This is a genomic window from Vibrio sp. 99K-1 (assembly GCF_013114585.1).
GTDB classification, from domain to species: domain Bacteria; phylum Pseudomonadota; class Gammaproteobacteria; order Enterobacterales; family Vibrionaceae; genus Vibrio; species Vibrio chagasii_B.
In genome coordinates this window covers 24,655-46,668 of sequence record NZ_VTXF01000008.1, presented here as the reverse complement: position 1 = coordinate 46,668, position 22,014 = coordinate 24,655, and the positions used below count along the sequence as shown (strand labels likewise).

The 22,014-nt window shown below is 44.8% G+C and carries 15 protein-coding genes; 9 read left to right on the top strand and 6 right to left on the bottom strand.

Going from position 1 to position 22,014, the window contains the following annotated elements; genetic code table 11:
* Positions 1–43 precede the first annotated feature (43 nt).
* The 8 genes from ebgR to F0228_RS08120 all read left to right on the top strand — a co-directional run bounded on the left by ebgR (position 44) and on the right by F0228_RS08120 (position 14,070).
* Positions 44–1,027 (top strand): transcriptional regulator EbgR, encoded by a 984-nt coding sequence (gene ebgR, locus F0228_RS08155; protein ID WP_019824887.1) that lies wholly within the window; start codon positions 44–46, stop codon positions 1,025–1,027.
* A gap of 322 nt (positions 1,028–1,349) precedes the next feature.
* Entirely contained in the window at positions 1,350–4,481 is a 3,132-nt protein-coding gene (ebgA, locus tag F0228_RS08150; RefSeq protein ID WP_019824885.1) for a beta-galactosidase subunit alpha, read from the top strand.
* A 3-nt stretch (positions 4,482–4,484) separates the two neighbouring features.
* On the top strand, positions 4,485–4,937 hold the full coding sequence (locus F0228_RS08145; protein WP_019824884.1) for a beta-galactosidase subunit beta: 453 nt from the start codon (positions 4,485–4,487) through the stop codon (positions 4,935–4,937).
* A gap of 142 nt (positions 4,938–5,079) precedes the next feature.
* Positions 5,080–6,504 (top strand): amino acid permease, encoded by a 1,425-nt coding sequence (locus F0228_RS08140; RefSeq protein WP_171762099.1) that lies wholly within the window; start codon positions 5,080–5,082, stop codon positions 6,502–6,504.
* A 575-nt stretch (positions 6,505–7,079) separates the two neighbouring features.
* Positions 7,080–8,513, top strand: coding sequence for an amino acid permease (locus F0228_RS08135; RefSeq protein WP_061032554.1), 1,434 nt, complete (start codon positions 7,080–7,082; stop codon positions 8,511–8,513).
* Between the two features lie 371 nt (positions 8,514–8,884).
* Entirely contained in the window at positions 8,885–9,949 is a 1,065-nt protein-coding gene (gene ygjJ / locus F0228_RS08130; protein WP_061032553.1) for a protein YgjJ, read from the top strand.
* 15 nt (positions 9,950–9,964) lie between these two features.
* A complete protein-coding gene (gene ygjK, locus F0228_RS08125; protein WP_061032552.1) occupies positions 9,965–12,340 on the top strand; it encodes an alpha-glucosidase in 2,376 nt (791 codons plus the stop codon).
* 389 nt (positions 12,341–12,729) lie between these two features.
* On the top strand, positions 12,730–14,070 hold the full coding sequence (locus F0228_RS08120; RefSeq protein ID WP_105057532.1) for an MATE family efflux transporter: 1,341 nt from the start codon (positions 12,730–12,732) through the stop codon (positions 14,068–14,070).
* Between the two features lie 271 nt (positions 14,071–14,341).
* Here the strand turns inward: F0228_RS08120 and F0228_RS08115 are convergent, their stop codons facing one another.
* Complete coding sequence (locus tag F0228_RS08115; RefSeq protein ID WP_061032550.1) at positions 14,342–15,268, bottom strand: LysR family transcriptional regulator; 927 nt, start codon at positions 15,266–15,268, stop codon at positions 14,342–14,344.
* 101 nt (positions 15,269–15,369) lie between these two features.
* Between F0228_RS08115 and chrA the strand changes: the two genes are divergently transcribed.
* Positions 15,370–16,518: a chromate efflux transporter gene (gene chrA, locus F0228_RS08110; RefSeq protein WP_061032549.1), complete on the top strand. Its 1,149-nt coding sequence runs from the start codon at positions 15,370–15,372 to the stop codon at positions 16,516–16,518.
* A gap of 75 nt (positions 16,519–16,593) precedes the next feature.
* On the opposite strand, the gene F0228_RS08105 is transcribed toward chrA, so the two are convergent.
* Genes F0228_RS08105 through F0228_RS08085 form a run of 5 tightly spaced genes read right to left on the bottom strand, consistent with a single transcriptional unit; the run spans position 16,594 to position 22,013 of the window.
* The gene (locus F0228_RS08105) at positions 16,594–17,307 is read right to left on the bottom strand and encodes a class I SAM-dependent methyltransferase (protein ID WP_017065822.1); all 714 of its coding nucleotides are present in this window, start codon (positions 17,305–17,307) and stop codon (positions 16,594–16,596) included.
* A gap of 9 nt (positions 17,308–17,316) precedes the next feature.
* Entirely contained in the window at positions 17,317–18,246 is a 930-nt protein-coding gene (locus F0228_RS08100; protein WP_061032548.1) for a glycosyltransferase family 2 protein, read from the bottom strand.
* Positions 18,243–20,006: a hypothetical protein gene (locus F0228_RS08095; protein ID WP_061032547.1), complete on the bottom strand. Its 1,764-nt coding sequence runs from the start codon at positions 20,004–20,006 to the stop codon at positions 18,243–18,245. The genes F0228_RS08100 and F0228_RS08095 overlap by 4 nt, the downstream gene beginning before the upstream one ends.
* Before the next feature lie 34 nt (positions 20,007–20,040).
* Entirely contained in the window at positions 20,041–21,045 is a 1,005-nt protein-coding gene (locus tag F0228_RS08090; RefSeq protein WP_061032546.1) for a tetratricopeptide repeat protein, read from the bottom strand.
* Positions 21,042–22,013 (bottom strand): type II secretion system F family protein, encoded by a 972-nt coding sequence (locus F0228_RS08085; RefSeq protein ID WP_061032545.1) that lies wholly within the window; start codon positions 22,011–22,013, stop codon positions 21,042–21,044. The genes F0228_RS08090 and F0228_RS08085 overlap by 4 nt, the downstream gene beginning before the upstream one ends.
* Position 22,014: the final 1 nt, after the last annotated feature.

The window sequence follows — 22,014 nt, the reverse complement described above, 5'->3', positions numbered from 1 at the left end:
CAAATTTCAAAGCAGCGCAATGTTCCAAGAACAGGAAGTGAGTATGGCAACGTTAAAAGATATCGCGACTGAAGCTAATGTTTCATTAGCTACCGTTTCTCGGGTTCTCAATGAAGATCCTACATTAAGCGTCAAGGAAGAGACCAAAAGGCGTATCTTTGAAATTGCAGAGAAGCTGGAGTACAAAACGAGCAGCTCACGTAAAACGGTTAGCAGCAAAAAGCAGCACCACCACTTCCTTGCACTGTATAACTACAAGCAAGAAGCGGAAGTTAACGACCCTTACTACCTATCAATTCGTCACGGTATTGAAACCCAGTGCGAAAAGATGGATGTCGACCTAACCAACTGTTATGAAAGTAAAATACAGACCAACTCAAGCCAAGTTACTGGCATTTTGCTCGTAGGAAGAATGACTCAAGAAGTTATCGAGCAAGCGAAAAAGCTTACGGATAACATCTGTTACGTTGACTTCACTGATCACTCAGAACCTTATGATTCTGTTGATATCGATCTCGCTCGTATCAGCAAAGAAATCACCAATTTCTTCATCAACCAAGGTTATGAGCGCATTGGTTTCATCGGCGGCCAGGACGATATCAACACCTCTGATATTCGTGAGATCGCCTTCGCAGAATACGGCGGTTTAAAGAACGTTGTGAGCGAACAAGACATCTACCGAGGCGACTTCTCTAGCTCTTCGGGCTACAAACTAGCGAAGAAGATGTTAGAAAGTGGCGACTACCCAAAAGCGATGTTTATTGCATCAGATTCAATTGCAATCGGTGTTTTACGTGCAGTTCATGAGCATGGATTAAGCATTCCTGATGATATTGCGCTCATCAGTGTAAACGACATCCCAACAGCTAAATTTACCTTCCCATCTTTATCAACCGTTCGTATTCACTCTGAACTGATGGGAATTCAAGGTGTTAACTTATTGATTGAGAAATCTCGTGACGGCAGAACCATCCCATTACGAGTGTATGTACCGAGCAAACTCAAACTAAGAGACACAACAAAATAACTATAACTTTCAATTAGATAACTAAAGGCCACCAATATGTCGGGTGGCCTTTTTTATGCATACCACATCACTTTTCATTCGCATTCTCCCTTGTAAAATCCGCCGCCTAAAGCACCCAATAGCATTATTTTAAGTGGATCACACAGCACTGTAAAAAGCCCCTAAAAAACGTGATGGAGTTAAAGTAAAACGTTTTCACCAATTTCATTTAGTAAAACTTTTACCAATAATTACCTCAGTCCAAAAAATACTCGTATTCACTACGACCCAATTACGCATAAGAACGTCGGCTAGCATTCAAATAGGCCGAGAGAGAGGCAACGTGAACAACTGGGAAAACTTCCTGAACTTACATGAGAACCGTATGGCACCACGTGCTTACTTCTTCTCATACGCATCAGAAAAAACCGCTAAAACATTTCAACGTGAACTAAGCAGCCACTTCCAACTACTAAGTGGTCAATGGAATTTCAGCTACTTCACTAACCCGCTCTTGGTTCCTGAAGAGTTTTACTCTCAAGAGATGAGCGATTGGGGCCACATTACGGTGCCAAACATGTGGCAAATGGAAGGCCACGGCGATCTTCAATACACAGATGAAGGTTTCCCATTCCCGATTGATGTACCTTTCGTACCGTCAGATAACCCGACAGGTGCATACCAACGTTCGTTCTTCCTTGGCGACAGCTGGAACGAGAAACAAACCATTATTAAATTCGATGGCGTAGAGACCTACTTCGAAGTTTACGTAAATGGTGAGTACGTTGGTTTCAGCAAGGGCAGCCGCCTCACCGCTGAATTCGATATCTCTAGCCACGTAAAAGCGGGCAACAACCTACTTTCTATTCGCGTGATGCAATGGGCAGACTCCACCTACATTGAAGACCAAGACATGTGGTGGACAGGCGGCATCTTCCGTGATGTTTACCTTGTTGGTAAAGAACAACTTCACGTTCAAGACCTAACGGTTCGTACTGATTTTGACGACGCTTACCAAAGCGCGACCCTTTCGTGCAACGTTGCTCTAGAAAACCTAGCAGCAGCGACTAACGCAACTATTGAGTACGCATTGCTTGATGGCAGCCAAGTTATCTCCCAAGGCTCAGTAGATAACTTAACTGTTCCTAACCAACAGACTGGCGGCAATGCGAACACTCAATTCTCTATCGATGTCGTGAACCCTGTTCAATGGAATGCTGAAAACCCATACCTTTACCAACTGTTGCTGACGCTAAAAGACACAGACGGCAAAGTGCTAGAAGTGATTCCACAGCGCGTTGGTTTCCGAGACATTAAAGTTCGCGATGGTCTGTTCTACATCAACAACAAATACGTGATGCTGCATGGTGTAAACCGTCACGACAACGACCACCTGAAAGGTCGCGCTGTCGGCATGGATCGCGTTGAGAAAGACTTGGTGTTGATGAAGCAACACAACATCAACTCAGTACGTACTGCGCACTACCCGAATGACCCACGTTTCTACGAACTGTGTGACATCTACGGCCTGTTCGTGATGGGTGAAACCGATGTCGAAACTCACGGCTTTGCTAACGTTGGCGACCTAAGCCGCATCACTAACGATCCAGCATGGGAAGCGGTGTTTGTTGAACGTATCGAACGTCATATCCACGCTCAAAAGAACCACCCTTCTATCATCATGTGGTCTTTAGGTAACGAATCAGGCTACGGCTGCAACATCCGCTCTATGTACGATGCGGCAAAAGCAATTGATGACACCCGCTTGGTTCACTATGAAGAAGACCGCGATGCTGAAGTGGTCGACATCATTTCAACCATGTACTCACGCGCTCAACTGATGAATGCCTTCGGTGAATTCCCACACGAAAAACCACGCATTATCTGTGAATACGCACACGCAATGGGTAACGGCCCAGGTGGCTTGACCGAATACCAAAACGTGTTCTACAAGCACGATGCAATTCAAGGCCACTATGTTTGGGAATGGTGTGATCATGGCATTCTAGCGCGTGATGAAGCGGGTACTGAGTTCTATAAGTACGGCGGTGACTACGGTGACTACCCGAACAACTACAACTTCTGCATGGACGGTTTGATCTACCCAGACCAAACACCAGGCCCAGGCTTAAAAGAGTACAAGCAGGTTATCGCCCCAGTGAAGATCCGTGACTTCAATACTGAAGACGGCACCTTCACCGTTGATAACAAACTTTGGTTCTCAAACATCGATGACTACACCATCACTGCGGAAATCCGTGCTGAAGGTGAAACCATCGCTGTGCAACACATCAAGATTGAAGAACTGGCAGAAAACTCGAGCCGTGAACTGACACTTAACTTGCCACAACTTGATGAGCGCGAAGTGTTTGTGAACTTTACCGTGCGCAAGGATTCTCGTACGCCTTACAGCGAAGCGAACCACGACATCGCGGTGTATCAATTCCAAGTGAAAGAGAACACAGCACAGCTAGAAGCCTTCACTAACAACAATGCGACAGCACTGAATGTGGAAGAGTCTCGTTTAGCTTACCTAATCAAAGGCCACAACTTCGCACTGAACTTCTCGAAAGTGAACGGCAAGCTGACGTCATGGTTGGTCAATGGCGAAGAGATGATTAAGTCAGAACCACGAATCAACTTCTTCAAGCCAATGATCGATAACCATAAACAAGAGCACGATGGTTACTGGGAGCCTGCACACTTGCAAATTATGCAGGAGCACTTCCGTAGCATTGACCTTGAATGCGTTAACGTTGAACAGGTAAACGGCAAGGTAGAGATCACCACCACCAGCATCATTGCTCCACCAGTATTCGATTTCGGCATGCGTTGTGAATATCGCTACCAAGTTAATGCTGAAGGCCAATTGAACGTTGAGCTAAGCGGCGAACGTTACGGTGAGTACCCTCATGTAATTCCTGTGATTGGTTTTGATATGGGCATTAATGGCGACTTCGACCAAGTTCAATACTACGGTCGCGGCCCTGAAGAGAACTACCAAGACAGCAAGCAAGCCAACATGATTGATGTGTACCAATCAACCGTTGCAGACATGTTCGAGAACTACCCGTTCCCACAGAACAACGGCAACCGCCAACACGTTCGTTGGGCTGCGCTTTCAAGCCGCGCGGGTAATGGTATTGCAGTAAAACCACAGCAAGAAATCAACTTCAGCGCGTGGTTCTACACCAACCAAAACCTGCACCAAGCACAACACACCATTGAGCTAGAGAAAAGCGGTTACATCACGTTAAACCTAGATCACCAAGTGATGGGCTTAGGCTCTAACTCTTGGGGCAGCGAAGTGCTCGATTCTTACCGCGTTTACATGGACGAGTTCCGCTACGGTTTAACTCTGATTCCATTCCAAGCAGGCGATTGCGATGCGCAGCACCTAATCAATCACAACTTTGGCGATGAGTTTTTTACGGTGGATGCACCAAAAGCTCAACCACAACTGAACGAGGCATAAGCGATGATCGTTTTAGAGAACTTAGAACAATTTAAAGTCGTCTACCGCGATGGTCGTAAATGGCAACGCTGTGTAGAAGCGATTGAAAACATCGGCAACATCAAAGATGGCGTGATGTATTCCATTGGTGATTCACTGGCTTACATGATTGAAGACGGTGTGGCTCGGAACACAGAAAACTTCACAGGTAATCGTCGTTACTTCGACGTGCACTACTACCTAGAAGGCCGTGAAAAGGTTGAATTCGCAGCGAAATCAGAGCTAGAGCAGATCCAAGCTTATAGCGATGAAACCGACCGCGAACACCTAATGGGGAACGGTGAAACTCGTGAGCTAGCTGAAGGCCAAGTGGCGATCTTTGACAACAATCAGGCTTACCGTTTCCACGGTGATAACCGAGTTCGAAAAGTGGTACTGAAAGTGACCATTGAAGACGGTTACTTCCTCAATAAATAAACAATAACGCTATCTATTCACAGTATGTATCGAGCCTTGCCGTTCAAGGCTCCAACATGCTGAACAAAGCCTCAATGCTTCCTCCCTACAAGGAAGCATTGAGAAATAACGACTATAATTACGTGATTCCTCGGAGGACACTATGTCTGAATCTGTACGCGGTAAGTTAGGCAAATTTGCCCTGCTTTCCATGACATTTGCAGCGGTATTTAACGTTCGCAACATCGTAAACAACAACATCGAATTGGGATTAAGTTCTGCTCCTATCTTTTTGCTTGCGACCCTTATTTACTTCATTCCGTTCGTATTCATTATTGCTGAATTCGTATCAGCAAATAAAAATTCTGAGTCAGGCATGTACGACTGGCTCAAAAAACCACTCGGCTCTAAAGCTGCTTATTTAGGCTCATTTTTATACTGGTTCGTAAACCTGTTCTGGTTTGTATCTCTGCTACCAAACGTCATTGCTTACGCCTCTTACGCAATGCTGGGCTACGAATACGCTTTCTCTCCGCTAGTGACTTCGGTGATCTCAATTGTTCTGTTTGCTGCTGCAACGCACATTTCAACTAAGGGTGCGAGCTGGCTAGGCAAGATCTCTGAAATCGTGGCTTACGGTGTATTCGCACTATTCGCTATCTACGTTATCGGTGCACTAATGGCGCTAGGCGGCGACCACGTACCAGCTGAGCCAATCACGCTTCAAGCTATGTCTCCGACCATTAACTGGGCAACGCTAGGCATTATGTGTTGGATCTTCCAAGCTGCTGGCGGTGCTGAAACAGCAGCAGCTTATCTAAACGATGTAAAGGGTGGCCACAAGTCTTTCATTAAAGTAATCATCGGTGCAGGTATTGCTATCGGTTCAATGTACGCCATTGGCTCACTACTGGTAAACGTGTTCGTTGCTCGTGAAGACCTAACGTATGCAGGTGGTATGGTTGAAATCTTCACTGGTATGGCTCAGTTCTTCAACATCTCTGAATCTATGACGGGTCGCTTCGTTGGTATCGTTCTGTTCGTTGCTATGTTTGGCTCAATGATGATGTGGACAGCAGCACCTGTGAAAATCCACTTCTCTGAAATTCCGAAAGGCGTTTACGGTGAAAAAACAACAGAGCTAAACGAACATGGTGTGCCAGTTCGTGCAGCATGGTGGCAGTTTGCGTTCGTATTCGTGATGCTTGTGGTTAACGGCTTCGGCTCTGAATCAGTACAAGACATGATGAACACAGCAATCAACCTAACAGCTGGTACCGCAATGCTACCGCCTATCTTTATCATGGTGGCGTACTTTGTGTTCCGCTTGAAGTATGACGATACACCGCGTGATTTCCGTATGGGTACTCGAGTTCAAGGTATGGCAGTAGTATCAGTACTTATTGGTATCTTCGTTGTGAGCATGACAGCTTCAGCCTTCCCAACAGGTGTAGACCTAGTTCAAGCCTTCTTCATCAACGTATTTATGACAGCGGTATTCTCTGGCATTGCATGGTGGTGGATCTCTCGCTTTGAAAAGAAGCAAGCAGGTAAAGAAGCTAAGCTAGAAACGGCTAAGCAGTCGTAACCTGAGTTAACCTTCAGTATTTATAAAAAGCGCCTAAAATGGCGCTTTTTCTATTTAAATCAATAAATTAAAATAGAAAAAACAATAATAAAAACGCCATTCCGTCAAGTGTAAACCTCTCATAAACACCGATAAATCGCCAAATAAAACAGCTACAAAAACCAAGGTAAAATATTAACTAAATATATTTACTCAAGGTCACATATTTGATCAATTTCGATTAACTTCCCGCCGCTTAATCTTTAATCTTCTTGCTGAAGAGACAAACTGATTCATATAAAGAAAGTGACATATAGCCCCTACAAGCTCCATAAAAACGTCGCCTATGAAACAAGTAATCTCTTTGTAGAACACATTAGTATCTGCCTCTTGATGTCGGTAATAAATTTACTGAAATCAATAAAAACCAATGCTTATGTGTCCGATCGTACATCGAATAAAAATAACAACGAGCCAACCCTGACAAAACAAAGCAGGTGTTTGCCAAACCAACATAACAATAAAAGTGCGGCCTAGATTCACCCTGTCTAGGACCAAGTTATAACGATCATCAACGTGATTCACCGGAGAACATCATGTCCGATAATAAACGCAGTACGATAGGCAAGTTTGCCCTACTGTCTATGACCTTCGCGGCGGTATATAGCTTCAATAACATCATTAATAACAACATCGAAATCGGCCTCTCCTCGGCTCCGATGTTCTTTTTAGCAACCATCTTTTATTTTGTTCCTTTCTGTCTGATTGTTGCTGAGTTCGTATCCCTGAATAAAGACTCAGAAGCGGGTGTTTATTCATGGGTTAAAAGCTCTCTAGGCGGTCGCTGGGCGTTTATTTCAGCTTACACATACTGGTTTGTTAACCTATTCTTCTTCACGTCTCTACTGCCTAGAATTATCGCTTACGCGTCTTATGCGTTCTTAGGTTTCGAGTACATCTTCACGCCAATGACCACCGCGATATTGAGTACCATTTTGTTTGCGGTCGCGACGCATATTTCTAACAACGGCGCGAAACTATTAGGCCCTATCACTTCATTAACTTCGTCATTGATGCTGCTTCTGACCATGTCTTACATTCTGCTGTCAGGCGGTGCCTTGATCGGTGGTATCGAACCGGCGGACCCAATCACCATTGAAGCAATGACTCCAAGCTTTAACTGGGCATTCCTAGGCGTCATCACTTGGATCTTCATGGCCGCTGGCGGCGCAGAGTCGGTCGCAGTTTACGTAAACGACATCAAAGGCGGTCACAAGTCTTTCGTTAAAGTGATCATCATTGCGGGTATCTTCATTGGTGCGCTGTACTCGGTGGGTTCAATCCTGGCTAACGTATTCGTATCTCGCGAAGAGCTTAAATTCACTGGTGGTTCAGTACAGGTTTTTGAAGGCTTAGCACTCTACTTCGGCTTACCTGAAATTCTTATGAATCGCTTTGTGGGCATCGTTTCTTTCACTGCGATGTTAGGCTCTCTACTGATGTGGACAGCAACACCGGTTAAGATTTTCTTCTCTGAAATCCCTAAAGGTATCTTTGGTGAGAAGACAGTCGCCCTGAACAAACAAGGCGTACCGGAGCGTGCAGCCTGGGTTCAGTTCTTCATCGTGATTCCGTTGATGTTCATCCCGACGCTAGCGTCTGACACGGTGCAAGATTTGATGAGCACCATCATCAACATGACTGCAGCAGCTTCAATGCTACCGCCACTGTTCATCATGATCGCGTACCTACACTTGCGCCTGAAACTCGATCACCTACCACGTGATTTCCGCATGGGCTCTCGCCCTGTTGGTATCGCTGCGGTATCGATTCTTATCAGCATATTTACCGTGGGTTTCTTCGCATCGACCTTCCCAACAGGTGCTGACATCATGACTATCATCTTCTATAACGTCGGCGGCATCGTGATCTTCTTGGGTTACGCATGGTGGAAGTACGGTCAATACGAAAAAAGCTTGTCTCCAGAAGAGAAAAAACTAGAAGCAAAACCAGAGCCTGCGAACGCTTAAGTTAGCCTTGCACTCTCGTTAAACCCCTCAGGCACTCTCGTTAAAGCCCTAAGGCACTCCCCCATTTGGTGAGTGCCTTTTTATTTACCCATCCAATTCTTCCATCAGATTTCAATTCACAAACCAAATATATCCATCACCAGCCATCAGCGTACAAATTCAACTAAAAACCAAATTTACGCCAAGGTAAATATTTACTAAAAACAGATCACACTTTTAGAGTGATTTAATTTTAAACACGAAAATAATCATTAATATCGGTTTTGCGATCGTAAGTGAGCTGACCGTATACGCCTTGAAGAGCACCCCATATTAGAAGTCAGAACAACCTACGAAGCTTCATTTATCAACCCGAAACAGAAGTGAATAAAATGAAACGTAGTTTTACTAAAACCACTCTTATTACAAGTTGTATTCTTGCTGCTCTAACGGCGAATGCCCACGCTAATGAAACCGCTGCTAACCACAGCGACACTCAGCCCCCTAAAACAGAATCCGAAACGCTTTTTAACTTCTATGGTGAGCTTGGCCTTGGTGGTCATGTTGCTCTAGAAGGTGACGACAAAGGCCGCTACGCCGACGGCACTTACATTGAAGCTGGCTTGGCTATCGAGCATGGTAATTGGTTTGGTCTTGCTTACATGGAAGGCTGGACAGTTCAAGCCGATGACGAAGGCAATGCATGGGCTACTGGCCACGGTTGGGGCGGCTTCGAAGGTGGTTTTAACCGCTTCTACGCTGGTTACCGCACTGATGCAAAAACAGAATTTATTGTCGGTCGTATGGACTCGTCTCTGGATGACGTTCAATGGTGGGGTGACCCAACGGTAGAGTACGGCTACGCGATCTCAAACACTCGCGACGTACACGTTGGTGTGAAGATCCAAAACCTAGAAGGCAAGCTGCGCTACAGCGTTTCCTTCGCTCCTGAATCTGATTTCTCTGAAGACGATGCGCTGATTCACTTTGGTAAATACGACAACTTCGCAGATCAATGGAAAGACAAAAACGCCATGGTCAACGGTTATGTCCAATATGACCTGACTGACGACCTAACCCTAATGGGTGGCGGTGAAGTTCGTAATAACGACGGTGGCGAACTTGTACTACTAGGTGCTGAATACAAGAACTTCGCTACGCGTGTGTGGCACGACACCGATAAAGGTAACCAAGAGTCTTTCGGCAGTGAGTCTGGTATTCAAACTAGCGCTTGGTACGAAGCCGCACAAGGCGTTTACCTGTCAGCAGCCTACAACTACGCCAACTTTGATGGCGATAACGGTGAAAAAGAGATCACCTCTTACATCAACGCCGGTGTTTGGTACGAATACGGAAACGGTGCATTTGCGACCGCTTTCGATAGCCGCTTTGGCGTAGGTAGCGACACTGAAATTGGCGACGCACAAGTGTTCGCAATGCAATACTTCTACTGGTAATAACAGGAACTCACTATGAAACTGAACAAATCATTCGCAGCTATCGCTATTGGCGCAGCACTTGTTGTTACTGGTTGCGCATCAAATACAGGCTCTGAAGAGCTTCAAGCAAACCAATTTAAAAACGTTATCGACCGCACTGGCTCGCCAGAATACATGCGTGACTACGACTTCGATGACCATCAACGCTTTAACCCGTTCTTCGACCTAGGTGCATGGCACGGTCACCTTTTACCAGACACGGCTGAAGGCATGGGTGGCTTCCCGGGAACGGCGCTACTTACTGAAGAGTACATCAACTTCATGGCTGATAACTTTGACCGCCTAAGCGTGTTCAAAGATGGCAAAAAAGTCAAATTCACGATGGAAGCTTACAGCCTACCGGGCGCGTTGATTCAGACGCTAAAGTCTGACGATGTAACAGTCGAGATGACGCTGCGTTTTGCTTCTAACCGTACCTCTCTACTAGAGACTAAAATCACCACTGACTCGCCAGTTGAGTTAGTGTGGGACGGTGAACTGCTTGAAAAAACACACGCGAAAGAAGGCGTCGCGCAAACCGATAAAACCATCGCCGAGACTTACCCTGACTACAACCGCCAAATCGTTGCAACCGAAGACGGTCTAAAGGTCACTTTCGGTAAAGTGCGTTCAACCTGGGATCTACTGACTTCAGGCGAGTCTGAGTACCAAGTTCATAAATCGATCCCAACCCAAATCAAGGTCGATGGCCTAACGTTTACTTCAACGGCAAGCATTGAAGAATCAACCATCATCTACACCACATACTCGCACGTGCTAACGGCAGAAGAAGCGAAAGCGGAACAGCCAGAGATCAAAAAGATCATGGCAAACCCTACCGACTTCTTAGCCGCATCTGAAGCTCGCTGGGAAGGTTACCTAGAGATGGGCTTAACCAACCCGAATGCGACGCCTGAGCAAGAGCGTGTTGCGGTAAAAGCGATGGAAACCCTAAACGGTAACTGGCGTGGTGCAGCCGGTGCGATGGAGTTTGACTCTGTGACACCTTCGGTAACAGCGCGCTGGTTCTCAGGCAACCAAACATGGCCATGGGATACATGGAAACAAGCTTACGCGATGGCGCACTTCAACCCAGACGTAGCGAAAGACAACATCCGCGCAATGTTTGCCTACCAAATTCAAGCTGACGATCCGGTTCGCCCTTGGGATGAAGGTTACGTGCCAGATCTATTGGCTTACAACCTAAGCCCAGAGCGTGGCGGTGACGGCGGTAACTGGAACGAACGTAACACCAAGCCAAGCCTAGCGGCATGGGCGGTAATGGAAGTTTACAAGACCACCAGCGATGAAGCTTGGCTAGAAGAGATGTACCCAAAACTAGTGGCATACCACGACTGGTGGCTACGTAACCGTGACAACAATGGCAATGGCGTTCCAGAGTACGGAGCAGCGCGTGATAAAGCACACAACACTCCTGAAGGCGAAATGTACTTCACTGTGGTTCGTGGTGACAAACACGAAACCGTTGTAGGTCAAGAAGCACTGGATAAAGTGATTGCAGAAGGTAACTATGACTACATCGAGAGCCCAGCTCAAACCGCTGCGTCTTGGGAATCAGGTCGTGATGATGCGGCAGCCTTTGGTTTCATCGATAAAGACCAGCTAGACGCCTACGTTGCCAACGGCGGAAAACGCAGTGATTGGGATGTTGAATTCGCCCAAAACCGCGCGGAAGACGGCACCCTGTTAGGCTACTCACTGCTACAAGAGTCCGTTGACCAAGCAAGCTACATGTACAGCGATAACAAGTACCTAGCGGAAATGGCTGACATTCTGGGCAAAGATGCAGAAGCGAAAGAATTCCGTGAAAAGGCTGAGCACCTATCGAACTACATCAACACCTGTATGTTCGATGAAAGCACGAACTTCTACTACGACATTCGTATTGAAGATAAACCGTTAGCCAATGGCTGTGCAGGTAAACCGATTGTCGAACGTGGCAAAGGCCCTGAAGGTTGGTCACCACTATTCAATGGCGCAGCAACCCAAGCACACGCCGATGCGGTGGTTTCTGTGATGAAAGATACCTCAGAGTTCAACACCTACGTTCCACTGGGTACGGCAGCGCTTTCTAGCCCAGCATTTGGCCCAGATATTTACTGGCGTGGACGCGTATGGGTAGACCAGTTCTACTTCGGCCTTAAAGGTATGGACAGCTACGGCTACCGTGATGATGCGATTGAAATGGCAGGCGCTTTCTTCGACCACGCCGATGGCTTGGTGCAAGACGGCCCTATCCGTGAGAACTACAATCCATTGAACGGTGAGCAACAAGGTGCGCCAAACTTCTCTTGGAGTGCAGCTCACTTGTACATGCTTTACAACGATTTCTTTACTGACGCAGAGTAAATTAAACCTATACCTGTCTTCTGGAATTCAATGAAAAGATAACCTCATAAATTTCAGGCTTTGGCACTCAGTATCTCGCTGAGTGCCTTTTTTTACTTCTCACTCAGCATGAAAAAGGAAGATATAGGAGTATTTGGCCTACCATGATCCTTTTACTCTCATTCCTGCCCATTGAGCTCTTGTTGTTATTTTTCAGTGGCTAAAATCCGATCGAATCACACCATGAAACACGCGAATAAGTTTCACCACAAAGAGCAAGAGTGTGGACAACACTGGTTTATTCAAAATATCTTTACCCTTATTCGTAATCCGGACATTAATTTGATAGTCGTTTACCCAATAACCACTAAACTATAGTCTCGCCTTCCTTTTTTTTTGAGAAAAACTAAATGCCTAATGCTGATTCCACCCTAAACAAACGCATGGGAATCGTTGCGCTCACTTGGCCAATTTTTATCGAAGTGCTGCTTCGAACTGCACTCAACACCAGCGATGTATTCATGTTATCGGGATACTCAGACAAAGCCGTGTCTGCCGTTGGTGTTATCTCTCAGATATCCTTTTTCCTAATCATCGTATCGACCATGGTCAGCAGTGGTACTGGTATTCTCATTGCCCAATACAATGGCGCCTCACGCGATCAAGAAAGCGCGCAAGTCGGCGTTGCCAGCATCATATTGGCGATAATTACGGGTGTATTGCTGAGTATTTTCGCCGTGCTGGGGGCAGAGTACTTTATTCCGCTCTATCAGCTTGAAGCTCAGGTTGAACAGTACGCACAGGAGTACTTGTTCATCAGTGGCGCACTCACTTTCAACGTCACGATAGGTGTGGTACTCACCACTATCCTCCGCAGCCATGGTTACTCTAAATCTCCAATGGTCATCAACATGATTGCTGGTGTGATTAATATTTTCGGTAACTACTGCGCGCTCTACCAACCTTTTGGCTTACCGGTATACGGCGTTCAAGGGGTAGCCATTGCAACCGTGACTAGCCAAGTGATTGGCATGTTTATCTTGATTGGTGTGGTCAGAAATAAAGGCATAGACCTACCCGTAAAACAATTTAAATCGGTACCGAAATCTATCTATCAGAAGATAATGAAGATCGGCTCGATGAACGCCGGAGAAGTGCTGTCTTACAACATGGCGCAGATCACCATCATGTTCTTTGTCGTGCAAATGGGCACGGCTTCGTTGGCAGCATTCACCTATGCACAAAACATCGCTCGCCTCTCTTTTGCGTTTGCACTGGCGATTGGTCAGGGCAGCCAAATTCAAACCGGTTATTACATCGGCAAAGGTTGGATTGATGAAATAGCCAGCCGAGTACAACGTTATTTCGTGGTTGGCTTTATTGCCTCGACCACCATTACCTGCGTGATCTATCTGTTCCGTTTCGAGATATTGGATGTGTTCACACAAGACCCTGAAATTCTCGCACTGACGGCCTCTCTGATTGCTGGCTCTATTATTTTAGAAGCAGGCCGCGTGTTTAACCTGATCTTCATCTCTTGTTTGAAAGCCGCTGGTGACATCAAGTTCCCAGTGAAAATGGGCATTGTTAGCATGTGGGGCATTGGCGTCGCGATGAGCTATCTACTTGGCGTGCATTGGGGTTATGGCGTATTTGGTGCTTGGATGGCGATCGCGATGGATGAATGGTTCCGAGGCATCATCATGGCGTATCGCTGGAGAGCAAAAAAATGGACTCGTTTCTCACTTTAAGTGATTGAAGATACATTGGTAAATCTGACTGATGCAAAAGAAAAAGCGCTAGGGGGAGCTAGCGCTTTTTAGACCAACTAAATCCGTTTAGCCTGGTAGGTTTTTGAGCTATATCATGAGGATATAACCAATTTTTTTACTTAGGTAAATCAAAAAGCCTATTCTTTCCGACTGCTTTGAGTCGTAAATTAAGTATAGTCGGATTCTTATTATTAACCTGATTTTTCCTTAAATAATTAGAAAAAGTGTGGTTATCCCCCAATACAAAAAATTACTCAGTAATCACAGACGACACAGCTTCAGTAATCAACCTTCTAAGTAACTTATTTTTATCATCTAAATGCTTCGCTTTCCGATAGACAAGCTGTATATCGAAATCCGGTACATCTATCGGTGGCTTGACAGCCAACAGTGCTTCTTCACCCTCAATGTCATTACGAGCCACCAGCTTAGGCACTATACAGAGCAGTTCTCTGCCACGAATTAAGCGCTTTACCGTTAAAAAGTTACTCGAAGCAATAACCACTTTTCGACTTAAGCCAAGTTCAGCTAGGCGACTGTCGACTCCCGTTTTTATCACTCCTGCAGGAGAAACCAAAGCATGCCCAACAGATGCAAATTGTACTAAAGACATGGGCTCTTCGATCGACAACACTGAATTGTCGAGCAAGCAGACGTGCTGTTCTGTGTACAAGTGCTTGGTTCTGTATAGCTTAGACACTTCACCGAAGCTACCGATCGCCATATCAAGCTTAGAATCTTCAAATACTTGCTGATAGTTAGCTCGATTTACGTTGAACAACGCAATTTGAGAATCAGGAGAGGACTGTTTAATGAGATCAAACAACACTGGAGCAAACATCTGCTCGGCATAATCGGTAAGACCAATCTTCCAACTGCCTTGGTAAGTTGTTGCATCAAATGATTTAGAGAGTAGTACTTCAGATTGAATGGTATTGAGCAAGGCATCGACAGTACTGGATAATTCAATCGCTCTATCCGTTGCTTCCATTTTGCTACCTACTCGCTCAAACAGAGGGTCATCAAACAACTTTCGAAGTCGTTGAAGGCTATGACTCATTGCAGACTGACTGACATAACAGCGCTCAGCCGCTTTACTTACACTGTTCGTTTTGTATAACGCTTGCAGAGCTATCAATAAGTTAAGATCGATACCTTTCCAGTTAAAATCAGCCATCCAGCAGAACCTATTTCATTAATAGTTACAATTAAAACAATTAATTTGAATCATAGTGCAAGTCACCATAAATTACGCTAAACATTTATCTGGAATCGATCATGCTTTCAATTTTTAAAACCTTTTTCTGGCTTGGCTGGATTAGCTTTGGTGGACCAGCTGCGCACATTGGCTACTTCCGTAAAACCTTTGTTGAGAAACTTAACTGGCTATCTGATGAAGAATACGGGCAAATTGTCGCGCTTAGTCAATTTCTACCCGGCCCAGGTTCAAGCCAAGTTGGCTTTGCGGTTGGCTACAAAAGAGGTGGCTTAACGGGTGCGATTGCTGCGTTTATCGGCTTTACTTCCCCATCTGTCATCTTAATGTTGATATTAGCTTTGGTGAGCAATCAGCTATTGGAAGCACCTCTGTTTAATTCAATTATTCACGGTTTGAAGCTACTCGCAGTGGTGGTGGTTGCTGATGCCACATTTGGCATGTACAAAAACTTTTGCCAATCGAAAGTCGCGACCGCTTTATGTGTCATGACTGCCGTGGTTCTCCTGTTGCTTCCTGGGATCTGGCCACAAATCTTGGTACTTCTATTTGCCGCAATCATTGGCAGCAAGTTTTTGACCTCACAAGACATCAAAACGGTTCCATCAACACACAAGATCTCCATAACACCGCTCGTTATTTTTGTTGCGCTGTTGGTTGGCCTTCCTCTATTCAGTGCATACTCTCAAGGTATTGAGGTATTTGGTCTGTTCTATCAAGCTGGCAGCTTAGTATTCGGTGGCGGTCATGTGGTACTTCCATTGTTGCAGAATGGTATTGGTGACCAACTATCCCAAGATGCGTTCCTAACGGGCTATGCTGCAGCACAGGCTGTACCTGGTCCTATGTTTACCTTAGCGACATACCTAGGCTATGTATTAATGCCATCGGCACCAATTACTGGCGCTTTGTTAGCGACAATCGCCGTGTTCTTACCGGGCTTCTTATTACTACTGGGGGTATTGAAAAACTGGCAGGCAATCGCAAGTAAACCATTGGTTGCTGGTGCACTTACCGGTGTGAATGCAGCGGTAGTCGGGTTACTACTTGCGGCTCTGTATCAGCCAATCTTCACAAGTGCGGTGAGTGGCGGTTTAGACTTCGCTCTGATCATCATAGGTGTGTGGCTATTGAAAACGGTCAAGATGCCAATCGTAGGGCTTGTCGGCATGTTTATGCTATTCGGCGCTCTTACTGGCTTTGTTAACTAAAGATCTAACCGAAGCAAGAAGTTAGTGAATACTTAACTTCTTGCTTACGACTGAACGATAGGAGCCATCGAACCTTTAACTAGCAGGCTTGATTCCATGGAAGTTAAAAAACAAATTGCAATCAATGAGCGGAATTGGGCTTAATGGCCAAAAAGAGTGTTTATTATCAGGGAGATAGTACTTTAAAAAGGCGATCAAATTATTGCAGGGATTAACATGTTCTCTCGCCATAATGTAATCGTAGTTCCACCCCTTTTTCACTCCAAGTTTTCTTGTCGTCATATAGCGACCAACTTTCCATGCAATACCTGGGTCTGTGGGAATCAAAATGGACAAAGTGCCGCCCGGCTTTAATACCCTAAGCCATTCTTTAATCACAAGGTGAGGCTCATAAAGGTGTTCCAATATATGTGTCGCAATAACACGATCAAAGCAGTTACTTTCAAAGTCTAACGCTCGTGCATTCGTTACATTAAAAACGAGCTTGTCATAAGTACTGGTGTTACTGAGTTGCCTTTTTGCCACTTCAAGTGCGGCAGAATCGCCATCACTGACCGTATACTCGTCAAAACTATGCTGAACATGTCTCAAGTGTTCACCCGTTCCTGAACCCACTTCTAGCACCTTCGAGAAATGCTCTCTGTTACTGAAAGGCTTCTCACACGCTATATGACCCGCCCTCATCACATAGCCTGTTGTACTGCTTTCGTAGACTCGCTCGTCATATTCATCACTGAAACGGGACAAATAATCGAGCCACTCCTTGTCTTCATCCTTGTTTATTCTCATTCCTGAATCCTATTGAGATGGCTTGTGATCGTGACTTCTTAATATTGAAAGGATCCTCATCTCTCGTCTGCCGCGCGACACGTTGTCGAGTATCAAGCCGCAAAAGAAAGACATCACCGCGATAAGTGCAATTGAACTAGACAGAATAGCTGTTGGGACTCTTTCAACGAGCCCGGTATCAATAAAATCGATAATAACGGGAACCCCTAATCCCAATGAGATAAAGCAAAGCAACACCGACATAGCACCGAAAAAAAACATCGGCTTTACGTCTCGTAGCAGGAACAAAATAAAGTTGAGGATTTTGATCCCATCACTCAAAGTATTCAGCTTACTCGCCGTGCCTTCAGGCCTTGAGTGATAATGAGTGGGTACTTCTTTGATCGACATATTATGGTGCAATGCATGCACGGTTAGTTCCGTCTCAATTTGAAAGCCATCACTGAAAATAGGAACCGTTTTTACAAACCGGCGACTCATCACTCGATAGCCAGAGAAAACATCATTCAATTGAGCATTGAACCCTTTATTTATCAGAGTCGAAAACATCTTATTACCTAAAATATGTCCTGCAGGATAAGCCTCGGAAGAGCGCTCTCGACTGCCAATGATCATATCGAGCTGTTCAGTAACCAGTTGTTCAATCAGTGTAGGGCTAATGGAGGCGTCGTAGGTATCATCACCATCAGCCATAATATAAATGTCAGCATCAATATCTGAGAACATCCGTCGCACGACTTCACCTTTGCCCTGACGATACTCATGGCGAACAACAGCACCAGCTTGCAGCGCCTCTTCGACCGTGCCATCAGTGGAGTTATTGTCGTACACATAAATCGTCGCACTTGGTAGTGCACGTTGAAAGTCAGCCACCGTTTTTCCAACCGCTCCGGCTTCGTTATAGCACGGGAGTAACACCGCTGTGGTTTGATTCTTCATGAACTCTCCCTGACTCGAAACACTCGGTACCCATTTTCAATATTGTCGTACACAACATCTAACCAAGTTGGCGTATCTGAGCTGTACAGCTTATTGATAAATGCCTCCTCGCTCGCCGAGTCCTTTAAAATCAACAAATGCGGGTCATTGCCAATAACAATGATATCGATGCTTTTCTCTATGATTTTCCTTTCGGCTAAGCTCAGATCTTCCTCTAGCATCACTTCAATAAGAAATTGGTTCCCAACAATATTTCGATGGTAAGGAGCAGCAATAATTCGATTATCCGTTTTTGCCAACACTGGAGCCCCCGTTTCAATCCCTGAAAGTATGGTGTGCGAATTTATATCGTTATCTTTTAACACCTTATGAATCTTCAGCGATTGCTCCTTTTGATCAAGAGTAGTTGTAATTTCTTCGGTTGGCGACAACGCGAGAATGACAAAGGCGACCGCTAGTGGTGCTCCAGAAGTAATAACCGTCGCTTTTATGATGGAGGAACGAATGTAATCTGCTAACTGAAGAATCACGTATGCTTGGAGGGGAGCCGCTAGCACAAAACACAACCTCATGACTCTAATCTGCCAAAAGATCGCAAGGGCTAAATTGAACATAAAGATGAGATACAAAATTGTGCAGTGGTGATTTTTACGCTTAAAAAGTGGATACAAAGTGGCAGGAATCACCAGCAAAGCGTAATTCTCTATCGAGAAAAAACCATGACTTGCGACATATCTAACGACCGACTTCGCTTCTGTCACTTGGTCTAACCAATAGACTTTAAGTATCGGAGGGTAATCAATTAACAACGCACTGCTGAGTGATGGATAAAGCACTGCCACTGGGATTAAAAATAGAACAGCTAGAAATACGAACAGAAAAACCTTTTGCAGTAGACTGTTATCTTCATTCATAAACCGATGATAAACATTAACGAAAAGCCAACCACAGAAGAAAAGGATGATGAGAACAAATGATATTTCGTCGTACTTAAAAACAAAAAACTCATCGTAAGGCCGATTTAATAAAACCGCACAAATCCCAAACAGAGCGGAACTCGCATACAACTTAGAGATATAGCCAAACCACTCATGGCGAACAAGACCGCAATACACGGTGTAAATCGCGAAAAAAAACATGAATAGCAAAACATTATCAAGCCCCGTCCATAAAGATAGAGACAGCAAGATAGATTGCGCATAAACACGCCACGCATGGCGCAACTGCTCATGATTCAATGGCGTTAAAGCTAGAAATAGGACCGCGAAGACCAGCTGAATATTATGATGATCAATAGAACCGGGTAAAAAATGGATAATTGAAGGCGAAGAAATCGCAAACATCATACTAATAAAGCGATACTTGGCACCGAAGAGGTGGTCAGCTAGGTAAAAGCATGACAGAGAAAAAAGTAGCAAGTAAAGCAGAGGGACAAGCGAAATTGATATTGTATAAGCAAGATTATCATCGACGATAAACAACAATGGAAAAGCTACGAGCGATAAGATTAAATCAGGAAAGCGAGACCAATGAATAACAATGCCGTCAGCGGCATTAAAATTATTCATTGGCTCTAGGTACCAATGTCCAGTTGCCATCCAATCCTGAAATTGAACGAAACGCATATAGTCGTCATTGTCATTCAGGTTAAGAGCTGAAACACTCTCCCACTTGTAAATAAAGATCACTGTGGCACAAACTAGCCAGATCACAGAGATAACAATGATATCTTTATTAAAACTCTCACTTTTAGGCGACATGAATATCCTTTTCACTGAGCCAAAATTTAAACGACTATTGCTCCATCTCTCTCACTTCCGCTAATGCTCTGTTTAAGTTTTCGTTCGCAACTCTGTAATACGATGGTTTCTTGTCTATTGCTTGCTGAAGGTAAGGAACGGCTTCATCCGGCTTACCTTGTAATATTAGGAAATACCCTACATTATTCAACGCTTCAGGCGTATCCATATGTCGCATAAACATATTAGTGGCTTTCTTAACATCACCGGAAGCCAGATAAATGAGGGCTAGATTGTTTTGGGCCTTCTCACTATTTGGCTCTAACTCTAGAGCTGAACGCGTGTACTGATACGCTTCCTTGTAATTGCCGTACATGTAATGGGAGTAGCCCATATTCAACAGAGCTTTGAATGAGTTTTTGTCTATCTGCAGCGACTTTTTGAAGTACTCTTGAGCTATCTGATGCTTTCCGTCGACATCTTCCAACACACCAATCCCCATATATGCTGATGCAGGAGACATACTGTCGACCTTCAAGCTAGCGACTTCACTTTGGCTTAACGCTTGGTGGTTTTTAATCGTTTCACTGCTTTTCAAACGAACTTGGTCGGCATTAATCGCTTTAAAGAAATAACTTCGACCTTCATCCGTTCGTCGCTGCTTCGTATACAAAACGCCTAATTCCTCCAGTACCTCGGTATGTGCTGGATTGAAATCTAAGGCCGCCAGATACGCTTTCTCGGCAAGCGCCGCGTTGCCACGAGATGAATGGATTTTACCTATAGTAAACAGCGTTTTGTCGTGAAACTCTTGCTCAGGAAAAGACAGTGAGCGAATGTATTCATACAAGGCTAGATCGATGTTGTTGTCCCTTAATGCTACGTCACCACGCATGATCGCTTCCTTCTCACTCAAAGGAGGGTCATCATTCGTTAACGTATCTATCGGTTTACCGGAATACAGTTCTGCATCAAATTGATTCGTTGGTTCATCAGATGATGCACAACCGAGTAGTAGTATTGGTAGGAAAAGTAGAAGGAACTTATTGTATAACATCATAAACTTGCTCCCGGCGCACTCAATGCGTCCATTACGATAAGTAGTCCTGGGCCAAGTGCAACAATGAAAAAACAAGGCCAAATAAAAATCAGCATAGGAAATAACATTTTAGTCGGTATTTTCGCAGCCACCTCTTCTGCCGCTTGCTGGCGTTTATCTCGAAAATCTTCCGTATAATCACGCAGTGTTTGCGCTAAACTTCCCCCCATTCTGGAGGCATGAGAAAGCAAAGATACCAAGCCTTCTAGTTCAACAAGGCCAGTTCGTTCGATGAATTGTCTAAGCGCATCGGGCATGGTTACCCCAGCTTGTATCTTGGCAAAAACCGTATCCAATTCATCTGCAAGCTCAGGTTGAGAGACGTATAGCTCAGACGCGACACGCCCAAGGGCCGCATTAAAGCCCAATCCGGACTCGGTACATACAACGAGAAGATCGAGTGCATCAGGCACTCCGTTTCTGATTTTTTTCTGACGTTCTTTTTGCAGCTTGCTCAGTACAATATTAGGTGTAAAAGTCCCTAGAAAAACACACGTCATAATCAATAAATTGTTGTAACTACCACCTAATGAGATGTAATAAACCATGAAAGCAGCGATAACACCGACTAAGCTCGACAGCACTTTTAACGCATAGAAAACGGACAAAGCATTCTTCTCATGAAACCCTGCGTGCATGAGCTTTTCTGAGTAGGTTTCATTGTCTTTTTTATTCCCTTTACTAAGAAAAGGGCTTAATGACTCTAGCGTATTAGAGAAGTCATACGGTTTTTTACCTCTCACCTGTCCGTCTTCAGAAATCTGTCTAAGCTTCTTGTCTAAGGGGGAACGAGCACCCAAAAATAGGAACCCTAGCGTTAATGTTAACAAAACAGTAGTAAGCAGAATCATCGCATAGATAACCATCTGAGAGCTCACTCCAAAGTCAGCTAACATCTGCTCCCACACATCAATATTTAATAGGTCCATG

Coding starts and splice junctions, on each gene's coding strand:
- ebgR (WP_019824887.1), top strand. CDS start 44: ATGGCAACGTTAAAAGATATCGCGACTGAAGCTAATGTTTCATTAGCT.
- F0228_RS08145 (WP_019824884.1), top strand. CDS start 4,485: ATGATCGTTTTAGAGAACTTAGAACAATTTAAAGTCGTCTACCGCGAT.
- F0228_RS08140 (WP_171762099.1), top strand. CDS start 5,080: ATGTCTGAATCTGTACGCGGTAAGTTAGGCAAATTTGCCCTGCTTTCC.
- F0228_RS08135 (WP_061032554.1), top strand. CDS start 7,080: ATGTCCGATAATAAACGCAGTACGATAGGCAAGTTTGCCCTACTGTCT.
- ygjJ (WP_061032553.1), top strand. CDS start 8,885: ATGAAACGTAGTTTTACTAAAACCACTCTTATTACAAGTTGTATTCTT.
- ygjK (WP_061032552.1), top strand. CDS start 9,965: ATGAAACTGAACAAATCATTCGCAGCTATCGCTATTGGCGCAGCACTT.
- F0228_RS08120 (WP_105057532.1), top strand. CDS start 12,730: ATGCCTAATGCTGATTCCACCCTAAACAAACGCATGGGAATCGTTGCG.
- F0228_RS08115 (WP_061032550.1), bottom strand. CDS start 15,268: ATGGCTGATTTTAACTGGAAAGGTATCGATCTTAACTTATTGATAGCT.
- chrA (WP_061032549.1), top strand. CDS start 15,370: ATGCTTTCAATTTTTAAAACCTTTTTCTGGCTTGGCTGGATTAGCTTT.
- F0228_RS08105 (WP_017065822.1), bottom strand. CDS start 17,307: ATGAGAATAAACAAGGATGAAGACAAGGAGTGGCTCGATTATTTGTCC.
- F0228_RS08100 (WP_061032548.1), bottom strand. CDS start 18,246: ATGAAGAATCAAACCACAGCGGTGTTACTCCCGTGCTATAACGAAGCC.
- F0228_RS08095 (WP_061032547.1), bottom strand. CDS start 20,006: ATGTCGCCTAAAAGTGAGAGTTTTAATAAAGATATCATTGTTATCTCT.
- F0228_RS08090 (WP_061032546.1), bottom strand. CDS start 21,045: ATGATGTTATACAATAAGTTCCTTCTACTTTTCCTACCAATACTACTA.
- F0228_RS08085 (WP_061032545.1), bottom strand. CDS start 22,013: ATGGACCTATTAAATATTGATGTGTGGGAGCAGATGTTAGCTGACTTT.